This is a genomic window from Qipengyuania algicida (genome assembly GCF_009828025.1).
Lineage (GTDB): Bacteria > Pseudomonadota > Alphaproteobacteria > Sphingomonadales > Sphingomonadaceae > Qipengyuania > Qipengyuania algicida.
In genome coordinates, this window is record NZ_WTYA01000016.1 from 21,493 (window position 1) to 33,625 (window position 12,133).

At 62.6% G+C, this 12,133-nt stretch carries 11 protein-coding genes; 5 read left to right on the forward strand and 6 right to left on the reverse strand.

The window, feature by feature from the left end:
• Positions 1-26: 26 nt before the first annotated feature.
• Together GRI58_RS14930 and GRI58_RS14935 are read left to right on the forward strand one after the other, a co-directional pair.
• On the forward strand, positions 27-440 hold the full coding sequence (locus GRI58_RS14930) for a hypothetical protein (RefSeq protein WP_160754407.1): 414 nt from the start codon (positions 27-29) through the stop codon (positions 438-440).
• A 7-nt stretch (positions 441-447) separates the two neighbouring features.
• On the forward strand, positions 448-999 hold the full coding sequence (locus tag GRI58_RS14935; protein ID WP_160754408.1) for a DUF924 family protein: 552 nt from the start codon (positions 448-450) through the stop codon (positions 997-999).
• An 18-nt stretch (positions 1,000-1,017) separates the two neighbouring features.
• On the opposite strand, the gene GRI58_RS14940 is transcribed toward GRI58_RS14935, so the two are convergent.
• A complete protein-coding gene (locus tag GRI58_RS14940; RefSeq protein ID WP_160754409.1) occupies positions 1,018-1,470 on the reverse strand; it encodes a CHRD domain-containing protein in 453 nt (150 codons plus the stop codon).
• 208 nt (positions 1,471-1,678) lie between these two features.
• On the opposite strand from GRI58_RS14940, the gene GRI58_RS14945 reads away from it, so the two are divergent.
• Positions 1,679-2,053: a DUF7662 domain-containing protein gene (locus GRI58_RS14945; protein ID WP_160754410.1), complete on the forward strand. Its 375-nt coding sequence runs from the start codon at positions 1,679-1,681 to the stop codon at positions 2,051-2,053.
• Between the two features lie 3 nt (positions 2,054-2,056).
• Here the strand turns inward: GRI58_RS14945 and guaA are convergent, their stop codons facing one another.
• On the reverse strand, positions 2,057-3,643 hold the full coding sequence (gene guaA, locus GRI58_RS14950; protein ID WP_160754411.1) for a glutamine-hydrolyzing GMP synthase: 1,587 nt from the start codon (positions 3,641-3,643) through the stop codon (positions 2,057-2,059).
• Between the two features lie 506 nt (positions 3,644-4,149).
• Between guaA and GRI58_RS14955 the strand changes: the two genes are divergently transcribed.
• Entirely contained in the window at positions 4,150-4,455 is a 306-nt protein-coding gene (locus GRI58_RS14955) for a UrcA family protein (protein ID WP_160754412.1), read from the forward strand.
• Positions 4,456-4,506: 51 nt separating this feature from the next.
• Here GRI58_RS14955 and GRI58_RS14960 read toward each other — a convergent pair whose 3' ends face one another.
• From GRI58_RS14960 to GRI58_RS14970, 3 genes are all read right to left on the reverse strand, one after another.
• Positions 4,507-6,063, reverse strand: a complete 1,557-nt coding sequence (locus GRI58_RS14960; RefSeq protein WP_160754413.1) for a class I adenylate-forming enzyme family protein — start codon at positions 6,061-6,063, stop codon at positions 4,507-4,509.
• Between the two features lie 36 nt (positions 6,064-6,099).
• Positions 6,100-7,482 (reverse strand): L-serine ammonia-lyase, encoded by a 1,383-nt coding sequence (locus GRI58_RS14965; protein WP_160754414.1) that lies wholly within the window; start codon positions 7,480-7,482, stop codon positions 6,100-6,102.
• Between the two features lie 63 nt (positions 7,483-7,545).
• On the reverse strand, positions 7,546-8,967 hold the full coding sequence (locus tag GRI58_RS14970; RefSeq protein ID WP_160754415.1) for a M20/M25/M40 family metallo-hydrolase: 1,422 nt from the start codon (positions 8,965-8,967) through the stop codon (positions 7,546-7,548).
• Positions 8,968-9,074: 107 nt separating this feature from the next.
• On the opposite strand from GRI58_RS14970, the gene gyrB reads away from it, so the two are divergent.
• Positions 9,075-11,591, forward strand: coding sequence for a DNA topoisomerase (ATP-hydrolyzing) subunit B (gene gyrB, locus GRI58_RS14975; RefSeq protein ID WP_160754416.1), 2,517 nt, complete (start codon positions 9,075-9,077; stop codon positions 11,589-11,591).
• An 89-nt stretch (positions 11,592-11,680) separates the two neighbouring features.
• On the opposite strand, the gene GRI58_RS14980 is transcribed toward gyrB, so the two are convergent.
• A partial coding sequence (locus GRI58_RS14980) for a hypothetical protein (RefSeq protein WP_237452351.1) occupies positions 11,681-12,133 on the reverse strand: 453 nt, incomplete at its 5' end.

Consider the following 12,133-nt stretch of genomic DNA (forward strand, 5'->3'; position numbering starts at 1 on the left):
CTACACTTCGGCAAAGGAGCGTTATCATGACAAAAGCGACCAAAATCGCTCTCGCCGCTGCCGCGGCACTGGGTCTGGCGACAACCCCTGCCGCCTATGCAAAGCCGAAAATGACCGGTCAGGAACAGCTGGCCAAGATGCTCGACGGGCGAGTGGCGGGTAAGCCACAGAGCTGCATCTTCACGCCGGGCACCGGCGGCAACAACATGACGATCATCGATAATACCGCGCTGGTGTTTCGCAGCGGCGGGACCTTGTGGGTCAACAAGACGGCCGATCCCAAGTCGATCAATGACAATGACATCATCGTTTTCGAACGCTTCAGCGGGTCGCAGCTATGCCGGACCGACATGGTCCACACGGTCGACCGGATGTCGCCGCATATGCTGACTGGCGTGGTCTTCCTCAGCGACTTCGTCCCTTATCGCAAGCCCGGCTAAGCGATAGATGGCCGCTGCGCCTCGCCGCTGGGCGGCGGACTTGCTGCACGTATGGTTTTGCACGCTGGGAGCAGATGACTGGTTCCGGCCTCCGGCTGCGGTGGATCAGATGCTGGAGCGGCGCTTTGCGCGGACACTGGCGGCAATGCGTCAGCGCCCCGCCGACGAATTTCTGAGCGATCCGCAAATGGCGCTCGCCGCGATCCTGCTGTTCGATCAGGTGCCGCGCAACATCCATCGGGGAACTCGCGCCGCTTTCGCCACCGATCCGCTCGCGCGGGCGCTTACGCATGGCGTGATCGCGCGCGAATGGGTCGGTCCGGCCCCCCGGAACGAACGCCAATTCATGCTGATGCCGCTGATGCACAGCGAGCGGATCGCCGATCAGCGTCTCTCGCTCAGAATGTTCGCGCGCTATGCCCCCGGCAACCTGTCCTTCGCCCGCTCGCATTACCGCATGGTCGCGCGCTTCGGGCGCTTCCCTCATCGCAACGATGTACTGGGGCGGGAAAGCACCGCCGCCGAGCGTAAGGCAGTGGCGGCGGGCAATAGCTGGTAGCCCGCGCTCGGCTGCCGATCAGCGGGTGAGCTGGCCGCGGATCGCCCCCTTGGGATATTGAGCGGTATGCACGTTGACGTAGAACGCGCCGGGATCGCTTTGCAGGCGGTTCTGGAGCCATTCCGGCCCCTTGCCGCATCCCTTCCACGATCCGGTTTTCGACTTGTGGAGTTCGAACACGACCGGGCCATCGGTTCCCCGCGCGCCCTGATGGATATGCGCGCCCGCGATCGGGCCGATATTGGTGATGTCGTGCAGATCCCAGCACACCCGGCCCAGTCCGTCCGCGATCGTGATTGACGCCTTGCCCGACCCGTCGGGATCGCCGCCCGCGACTTCTTGCGCGCCGGTGAGGTTGGCATGATAGGTCATGTTGGTCGCCGACGCAGCGCCCTCTTCCAAGGTCGCGCAGCCGCCCAGTGCCAGCGTGGCGGCGCTTGCTGCCAATGCGATGATAACCGCGTTCTTCATCAATTCTCTCCTCATATTCCGACCGCGCGACGCGCGGGAGCAGTCCCTGATCGACCAATGAGACAGGAGAGTAGGCGGTTCCTACGTCAGCGTCACTCCCACTCGATCGTGCCGGGTGGTTTGCTTATCAATGCATTATATATGAACTTGACGTATATATAAGGTATAATTAAGAGGTGATCATTGTTTGTGCGGAATGGAGTAGATAATGTCAAAATATCAAGCCCTTACGAACTTCTTGAATGAGATCGACCAAGACGAGGTTACGATGACGTTCGAGAGCATCAATGATTTGATCGGTGGCGATCTTCCTGAAAGTGCATTCAAGCATCGGCCTTGGTGGGCGAACCGCAAAGACGGGCTGGGGTCCCAGAATCTGGCGTGGCAGTCTGTCGGCTGGGAAACTCGCGCAGTTAACATGGAGCTCGATGAAGTGACCTTCACGAAGACCAGGCCCAAAAAATCAAGTCAACCCATAGCTCACGGGCGAACCGGCTTATTGACGATCGCACAAGCGAAAGCAGGTTTGGCTGCGACCTTCGGCGTCTCCGAAGAAGCAATCGAGATCAATATTCGCGGCTAGCTGTCACTCCCACTCGATCGTTCCGGGTGGTTTGCTCGTATAGTCGTAGACCACGCGGTTGATCCCTTGCACTTCGTTGACGATGCGCGTCGCGGTGCGGCTCAGGAAGCCCGCGTCGAAGGGATAGACGTCCGCCGTCATGCCGTCAGTGCTCGTCACGGCGCGTAAGGCACACACGCTGTCATAGGTGCGCCCGTCGCCCATCACGCCCACGGTCTTGACCGGCAGCAGCACGGCGAAAGCCTGCCAGATGGCGTCATAGAGCCCGGCGTTGCGGATTTCTTCCAGATAGACCGCATCGGCCTTGCGCAGGATATCGCAGCGTTCCTTGGTCACTTCGCCGGGGATGCGGATGGCGAGGCCGGGGCCGGGGAAGGGGTGGCGACCAACGAAGATTTCGGGAAGGCCCAGCTCGCGGCCGAGTTCGCGGACCTCGTCCTTGAACAATTCGCGCAAGGGTTCGACCAGCTTCATGTTCATGCGTTCGGGCAGGCCGCCGACATTGTGGTGGCTCTTGATCGTCACGCTCGGCCCGCCGGTGAAGGAAACGCTTTCGATCACGTCGGGATAGAGCGTGCCCTGCGCGAGGAAATCCGCGCCGCCGATCTTCCTCGCCTCTTCCTCGAAGATGTCGATGAAGGTCTTGCCGATGAACTTGCGTTTCTTCTCGGGGTCGGTTTCCCCTGCGAGCCCTGACAGGAACAGCTCTTCTGCATCAACGTGGACCAGCGGGATGTTGTAATGGTCGCGGAACAGGGTGACGACCTGTTCGGCCTCGTTCATCCGCATGAGGCCGTGATCGACGAACACGCAGGTCAGCTGGTCGCCGATCGCCTCGTGAATCAGCACTGCGGCAACAGCGCTGTCGACCCCGCCGGACAGGCCGCAGATGACCTTGCCCCCATTTGGGCCGACACCGACTTGCGCGCGGATTTCCTCGATCTTGGTCTGGCGGAATTCGGCCATCGTCCAATCGCCCGCCAGTCCGCAGACATGGCGCACGAAATTGGCGAGCAGCTTGGCGCCGTCGGCGGTGTGGACCACCTCGGGGTGGAACTGGGTACCGTAATATTTGCGATCCTCGTCGGCGATTACCGCGAAGGGCGCGCCATCGCTGGTGGCGACGATCTTGAAGCCGGGTGCGAATTTCGTGACCTTATCGCCGTGGCTCATCCACACCTGATGCCGCTCACCCACCTGCCACAGCCCGTCGAACAGCGCGCAATCCTCGGTCACGGTCAGGAAAGCCCGGCCGAATTCGCCGCCTTCGCCAGTCTCGTGACCCGGCCTGACTTCGCCGCCCAGCTGATGGCTCATCACCTGTTGACCGTAGCAGATGCCCAGGATCGGCAACCCGCTGTCGAACAGCACTTGCGGCGCGCGGGGGCTGCCGTCTTCCGGAACGCTGGCGGGCGAGCCCGACAGGATAATGCCCTTGGGCTTCATCCGGGCGAAGGCTTCCTCCGCCTGAGTGAAGGGGGCGATTTCGGAGTAAACCCCGGCCTCGCGCACGCGGCGGGCGATGAGCTGGGTCACCTGACTGCCGAAATCGACGATCAGGATGGAATCGGGAAGGTGGCTGGCGTCCATGCTCAAGCCGGTTATGCGCGGCGGGCGTGCGTGTCCAGTGGCGCGAGAAACTGTATACTCCGCTCCAGCTGTTGCGTTTTGCGCAAGTCCGCTTGGCGTTTTCTCACTTGGGTTTGCCGATCGTCGAAACTACCTGCGCAACCAAGCCGGAAGCTGGTTTTCAATCTCCCAGCGGACGGCAGGATGCAGAGCTGATCTGTATCCCTTGCCGAACTTGCGGCAAGCCCCGGCCAGAAACGCGATCCTGTCCCCAACCCACAGATCGCGCGGCCCCGGCAGCAAGTTCGCCAGGCAGCGAGTAGAGACGCGGCCGCCGACCTCCCCCCCAATCCCAGGCGCCGCGTCTCGAAAGCGGCCCCCACTGCGGCACGGTTGCGATCCATGCACCTGCAGGCGATCTTTTCGCAATTGCAGCATTAATTTGTGCGGCGCACCATGCGCGTACAAGAAAACAAGCGGAGGTGTTTCGAAAGGCGAGTCCTCAAGGAAGAGAAAGGAAATTCGATATGCGTCGATTTATCACTCCCGTCCTCGCCGCACTCGCCGCAGTTGCCGTCTCGGCACCGGCTGTGGCCGAAACAAACCGGGTGGATATCCCGGTGGCCTATGGCGACCTCGACCTCTCGCAGCCTGAGCATGTGGCGATTCTCAAGGATCGTCTCCATGAAGCGGCAATGGTTGCCTGTGCCAGACTGCCGGAATCGGCACTGGTGCCCAATTCGGGCGTCCCGTCCTGCACTACCGCTACGTATCACCGCGCGCTGGTCGCCCTGGCCAAGCTCGTGCCGCAGCAAGTCGCTCTGCGCGATTGATGGTCTGACATGAGTGGGCGCGGCTGGTGGGAATCCTGCCGGTTGCGCCCCTCAGGCGGGAAGGCCAATTGCGTCGGCGATGGCCCGCAATTCGGTTTTCAGCAATTTGCCGATATGGCTGCGCGGCATTTCCTCGATCGCGTGCAATGCGGCGATCCGCTGCGTCTTGCCGAGCCTTGCGTTGACCGCAGCGCGAATATCCTCGGGATCGCGTGCTTCCGGCTTCAAAGTGACGAAGCCGACCGGGGTTTCCCCCCACTGGCGTGATGGCATGCCGATCACCGCGGCTTCCGCAACATCATCCTCTTTCAGCAATTCCGTCTCCAGATCGACTGGGTAGATGTTGAACCCGCCGGAGATAATCATATCCTTGGCGCGGCCGACCAGTTCGACGAAGCCCTCGGCATCGATCCGCCCGATATCGCCCATGCGCTGCCAGCGCACGCCGGTTTCCGGGTGGGTCCAGTAGCCGTCGCGCGTCTTGCCCGGTTGGTTCTTGTAACCGCTCATCATCGTTTGGCTTAGCCCGACGAGATTGCCCGGCGTCCCCGGCGGTACTTCGCGATCGTCGTCGTCCAGAACCTTCAGCTCGCTACCCGGCGCGGGGCGCCCGACGGTGTGGAGTTTGTCGGGAAATTCATGCGCCGCGAGCAGGCAGACAACGCCGCCTTCGGTCATCGAATAGATTTCCACCAGCCCGCCGGGCATCCGGCGCAAAACCTCGCCCTTCAATTCAGCCGAGAAGGGGGCGGAGGTGCAGTATTTCATCCTTAGCGCCGACAGGTCGAAGCTATCGAAAGCATCGAAATCCATCAGCCGCTGATATTGCACCGGCACCAGCATGGTGATGGTCGTGCCGTCGCGCGCGGCATGATCGCACCAGCGCGCGCAATCGAACTTGCCCATCACGCGCACCGTTCCACCGGCCAGCAGCGGGGCAAGGAAGGCAACCATCGTCGTGTTCGAATAGAGCGGGGTCGAAGCGAGGCTGACCACCGGTCCCCCGCCTTCGAGCAGGCTGGCTGCGGTAAAGGCGAATTGCCGCCAGCGCATCTGGTGCGAATGGACTATGCCCTTCGGAGTGCCGGTGGTGCCGGAGGAATAGATGATGTTGAACGAATTACCGGGTTCGGGCGCGATGGCGGGTGCGGTGGTCCCGCCAGCCGCCATCCAGTCGTCGAGGTCTTCGTCGAGCACGATCCGGTCCATCCCGGCAAAGCACTCCGCGCCCAGCTCGGTAAGCTTGGCGCGGTCGATGAAGATGTGTTTCGCGCCGCTATCGGCAGCCATGCCTTCGAGCTGCTCGGCGCTGGCGCTTGTGGTGAGCGGGGCGGCAACCCCGCCGGCGCGCATGGCGGCGAGGAACACCAGCGCATAATTGATGGTCGAAGTGCCAAGGATCGCCACCGCCTGCCCGCGCTCAAGGCCATCCTCGATCAGGCGCGCGGCGATCCGCTCGATCCGGTCGTGCACCTCGCCCCAGCTCAATTCGCCAGTCTCGTCGCGCAAGGCGGGCTTGTCCGGCTGGGCCTGTGCCCAGCGCGCGAGGATTTCGCTGTAGGAGCCGAATGGCTGGGTGAGGTCTTCGGGCGTGGGTGCAGTGCTCATGCAGGCCAGACTAAGCGGCCCGGCGTCCAAGTCCAGTCAGCATTCGATGACATTGACGGCGAGGCCGCCCTGACTCGTTTCCTTATATTTGCTCGACATGTCGAGCCCGGTCTGGCGCATCGTCTCGATCACCTGATCGAGGCTGACGCAGCTTTCCGCGCCAGAGCGGTGAAGCGCCAGGCGTGCGGCATTGACCGCCTTCACCGCGCCGATGGCGTTGCGTTCGATGCAGGGCACCTGCACCAGCCCGCCGACCGGATCGCAGGTGAGGCCGAGATTGTGCTCCATCCCGATTTCCGCCGCGCTTGCGACCTGCACCGGGCTGCCACCCCACAATGCCGCGAGCGCGCCCGCCGCCATCGAGCAGGCGACGCCCACCTCGCCCTGGCAACCCATCTCGGCGCCCGAGATCGAGGCGCGTTGTTTGTAGAGCAGGCCGATCGCTCCGGCAGTGAGCAGGTATGTGCGGCGGCTGTCGCGGCAGCGGTCTTCGCTGCCATCGCAGTAAAAGCGCATCACCGCCGGGATGATTCCCGCCGCGCCATTGGTCGGTGCGGTGACGACGCGGCCCCCGGCGGCGTTCTCTTCGTTCACGGCCATCGCGTAGCAGTTGAGCCAGTCGAACAATTGTTCGCGTTCGTTCGATTGCGGGTTGGCGGAGAGCCGGTCCCACAGGTCGGGTGCGCGGCGCTGGACCTTGAGCCCGCCTGGCAGCACGCCGCGCTGGTGAAGCCCGCGCTCGACGCATTGTTCCATCGCTTCGGCGACCCGGTCGATACCCGACAGCGTTTCCGCGCGCGGGCGCATCGCGTCCTCGTTGGCGAGCACCAGCTCGGCAATCGAAAGGCCGTTTGCGGCGCATTGCGCAAGCATCTCTTCCGCCGATCCGAAGGGGTGGGGGACATCGTTGCCGCTGGAAACGCGGTCGTCCTTGGGCGGGCGCTTCAATTGCGCCTCGCTGGCAACGAAGCCGCCACCGGTCGAATAATAGGTCCGGCTCGCAAGCACTTCGCCCGCCGCATCGCGCGCGGTCAGGGTCATGCCGTTGGGGTGGAGTTCGGGGATGACCTGTCCCGCCAGCTCGATATCCCGGCGCTTGTCGAAGCCGATGGCGTGCGATCCACCCAGCAGCAGCTGGCCGTCGGCGGTGATCCGCTCGAGCGCCGCCGCTGCCTCGTCAGGGTCTGTGCGGTCGGGGCGGAAACCGGCGAGGCCGAGGATCGTCGCATCCACCGTGCCGTGCCCGACCCCCGTCAGCGCCAGCGAGCCCTGCAATTGCACGTGCACTCGAGCGCAGCGGTCGAGCAGATCCTTGCGTGCGAGGTGGCGGGTGAACATCCGCGCGATCCGCATCGGCCCCACCGTATGCGAGGAGGATGGGCCGATGCCGATGCGGAAAATATCGAGGACGGACAACATGATTGCTGCCCGTCCTAGACCTGTGCGGTTACGAATGAAACCTTCGGCTTTCCAGCCAGCGGATCACTCGTTGGCGAGGGTCTTGACCAGATCGTAGAGATAGTCGCGCCCGGTATAGATGCCCTTGATCTGCAAGCGTTCGTTGAGGCCATGGACACCGTTGCCGTCCGGATCGCCCCATGCGCTCGGCACGCCATAGGTCGGGATGCCGGCACCGGAGGTATAGACCGCGTCGGTTGCCCCGGTCGACATCGAGGGGATCACCGGCACGCCCGGGAAATATTTCGCCGCCAGCTTTTCCACCGGGCCGAGGATCTTGGGATCGAGCGGCGGTGCCTTGGCAAGCGGCTTGTCGTCGCGGCGATAGGTGATCTCGACCTTGGGATTGTCGATCACCTTGGTCAGCACGTCCTTGATCTCCGCCGGAGTGTGGCCGGGGAAGATGCGGCAATTGACGTTGGCCTCGACATGCTGGGGCAGCGCGTTCACCGCATGACCGCCATCGATCATCGTCGCGACACAGGTGGTGCGCAGCATGGAATGCAGCGCCTTGTCCTGATTGACGATTTTCATCGCCTCGGCGTCGTCGAGGTTCTTGGTCAGGGCGACCATCGCCTTGCCTTCCTCATCCGGGCGCAGCGCCCCGGCCTTGCTGAAAAAGGCGCGGGTGGTGTCGTTGAACTCGGCAGGAAATTCGTAATGGCTGACCGCGTCGAGCGCGCGCGCCATGTCGTAGATCGCATTGTCCGGCACCGGTTGCGAGCTGTGGCCACCGGGATTGGTCGTGGTCAGCGTGTAATCCTGATAGACTTTTTCGCCCACCTGGATCGACTGCACCATCAGGTGCCCCTTGCCATCGGTGCGCCCACCACCGCCCTCGTTGAGTGCGAAGGCCGCATCGATCAGGTCGCGCTTGTGACTGGCGAGATATTGCGCGCCGTTGAAAGCGGTGTCGGTTTCCTCGCCGCAGGTCAGCGCCATCTTCACCGTGCGCTTAGGGTGATAATGGGCCTTGGCGAAGCGCACCAGCGTGTCCGCCCAGACCGCGGCCATGAATTTGTCGTCGGCGATCCCGCGCGCATAGTAATAGCCGTTTTCCTCGACCAGCTTGTAGGGGTCGCGCTCCCAGTCGGATCGCTTGGCTTCGACCACGTCGATATGGGCGAGCAGCAGCATCGCCTTTTCGGCCTTGTCGGTGCCCGGCCACACAGCGACGATCCCGCCCTCCTTGGGGTGATCGGGCGTCGAGAACAGGGTGATCTGGTCGTCCTTGAACCCGGCATCCTTCAGACGTGTGGCGATCTGCTGCGCGGCGAGAGTGCAATCGCCGTTGGACACCTGCGTATTGGTTTCGACCAGCTGTTTGTAGAGATCGAAAAACTGCTGCTGGTCGGGCCGCAGCGGCCCCATCGGCGTGATGGTCATCTGGGCGGTTGCAGGTGCGGCAAGCGTGGCGGCAGCAAGTGCGAGCAGCGGCAATTTCATCTTCGGTAACTCCCCTCATCGAACCGGATCGTTGTAGCGGCTTGTCCTGTGGATGAAAGGGCTTCCTGTGGCTTTCGGAATTGGGCCGTCGTGCCTATATGGTGGGCATGGACGAGAATACCGATAACGGCCCGCGCAAGGGCGAATATGGCGCAGATTCGATCAAGGTGCTCAAGGGCCTCGACGCGGTCCGCAAACGCCCCGGCATGTATATCGGCGATACCGATGACGGATCGGGCCTCCACCACATGGTTTTCGAGGTCAGCGACAACGCCATCGACGAGGCACTCGCGGGGCATTGCGACCTCGTCCTGATCGAATTGAACGCCGATGGCTCGGTGAGCGTCGAGGACAATGGCCGCGGCATTCCGGTGGACATGCACAAGGGCGAGGGCGTCTCGGCTGCCGAAGTCATCATGACCCAGCTCCATGCGGGCGGCAAGTTCGAGAACACCAGCGATGACAACGCTTACAAGGTGTCCGGCGGCCTCCACGGTGTCGGCGTGTCGGTGGTCAACGCGCTGTCCGAATGGCTTGAACTCACCGTCTGGCGCGATGGCAAGGAGCATTGGATGCGCTTCGAGCACGGCGATTCGACCGGCCCGCTCAAGATCGTCGGTGATGCGCCGCCAGTGGACAGCAATGGCGACGAGAACGGCCTGAAAAAGGGCACCCGCGTCACCTTCTCCGCCTCGACCGACACGTTCAAGAACGTCACCGAATTCGATTTCGATAAGCTCGAGCACCGTTATCGCGAGCTGGCGTTTCTCAATTCGGGCGTGCGCATCTTCCTGCGCGACAATCGCCACGAGGAGCCCAAGGAGCACGATTTGTTTTACGAGGGCGGGATCGCCGCCTTCGTCAAATATCTCGACCGTAACAAGCAGCCGCTGGTGCCCGAACCGATTTCGGTCAGCGCGGAAAAGGACGGGATCGGGATCGACGTCGCGCTCGAATGGAACGACAGCTATTACGAGAACGTCCTCACCTTCACTAACAACATCCCCCAGCGCGACGGGGGCACGCACCTGGCCGCTTTCCGCGCGGCGCTGACCCGCACGCTCAACAATTATGCGAGCGCGAGCGGGCTGATGAAGAAGGAAAAGGTCAGCCTGTCTGGCGAAGACATGCGCGAAGGGCTGACCGCGATCGTTTCGGTCAAGTTGCCCGATCCCAAGTTCGGCTCGCAGACCAAGGACAAGCTGGTCAGCTCCGAAGTGCGCCAGCCGCTCGAAAGCCTGATGGGCGACAAGATGAGCGAATGGCTGGAGGAAAACCCTGCCCACGCCAAGGCGATCATCCAGAAGGTGATCGACGCTGCCGCTGCGCGTGAAGCGGCCCGCCGCGCGCGCGAGATGAGCCGCAAGGGGGCGATGAGCATCGCCAGCCTGCCCGGCAAGCTCGCCGATTGCCAGGACCGCAACCCCGCCAATTGCGAGCTGTTCCTGGTCGAGGGTGATTCCGCGGGCGGTTCGGCCAAGCAGGGCCGTGACCGCAAGACGCAGGCGATCCTCCCGCTCAAGGGCAAGATCCTCAATGTCGAGCGCGCGCGCTTCGACCGGATCATCTCGTCCAAGGAAGTCGGCACGTTGATCCAGGCGATGGGCACAGGGCTGCGCGACGAATTCAACCTTGAGAAGCTGCGTTATCACAAGATCGTGATCATGACCGACGCCGACGTCGACGGCGCACATATCCGCACGCTGCTCTTGACCTTCTTCCACCGCCAGATGCCGGAGATCGTCAAGGCCGGGCACCTGTTTATCGCCCAGCCGCCGCTGTACAAGGTCGCGCGTGGTCGCAGCGAGGTCTATCTCAAGGACCAGGCCGCCTATGACCGTTACCTGATCCAGATGGGGCTCGAAGGCCGGGTGCTCGAAACGCAGGGCGGCGCGCGCGGTTCGGGTGAGCTGGAGGCGCTGGTCGAACACGGCCTCAGGATGCGCAATCTGATGGGCTTCGTCCCGCGCAAATACGACTCCTCGCTGATCGAGGCGCTGGCCTTGTCGGGTGCGCTCGATCCGGCGCTGACCGATCGCAATGCGGCTCTGGAGCAGACGGCAGCCCATTTGCAGATGGGCGATCCCGAAGCGCGCTGGACTGCGGGCATCGGCGAGGACGGTGTGGTGCGGATCTCGCGGCTGTGGCGCGGCGTGACCGACGTGCACGAGATCGAAGCCAAGTTCCTCGAAAGCGCCGAAGCGCGCAAGCTTCACCGCGTGGCGAGCGAGTTCGCCGATGTCTACGCCACGCCCGTGCGGCTGGTGCGCAGCAGCGGATCGGATCAAGTCGAAGCCGATGATGTTGAGGAGAACGACGAGGGCGCGGACGCGATCGCCCTGTCGGACGATGCGCTGACCCGCCCGACCCAGCTGCTCGACGCGGTAATGGCCGCCGGACGCAAGGGCCAGAAGATCCAGCGCTACAAGGGGCTGGGCGAGATGAATGCCGAGCAATTGTGGGAAACCACGCTCGACCCGGACAACCGCGCGCTGTTGCAGGTCAAGGTCGAGGACGCCGACGTCACCGACGAGATCTTCACCCGCCTGATGGGCGACGTGGTCGAACCACGCCGCGAATTCATCCAGGACAACGCGCTGAACGTGGCTAATCTCGACGTCTGATCGGACAGGATGGGCTGTCTGGTGGTGCGTCTGGTTTTGGGCGGACCAGCGGATTGGACTAGTGGCTGATTAGTTGGGGACAGCGGACGCTACGAACGTCCAATGTAAGCCTTGTAGGAGTCGTAGGCACTGAACCTAACTTCGTATTCCGGATAAGGTATCCCTAGCACCTCAACGTGCCGCTCGCCGAGAGATGTGCTGTAATCTTGAATTCCAGCCCCGGCGCACTCCACAAGCTCTTCCTCAGCTTTGATCACAAAAGGTAAGTTGGCCCCATTCTCATTGTAGTCGCCATCGATCTCGAAGGCGTGCGCTGCTGGCTCGTAAGCCGATGCTGGATCGAACTTACCGGATGCCACCCCCATTGGAGGGTCAGACGCATCAAGGAAACTGGTGCCGATTAGCTCGTCATTGAGGAATATTTTGACTTGCATGACCGTAGTCTTCCACGCCCGCCTGATGTCCGCAATTGATATCGTGGACGGCTCTCCACCTCTGCGGGATAATTTTCTGCAGGAGAGTCGGAGAGGAGAGTGACGATG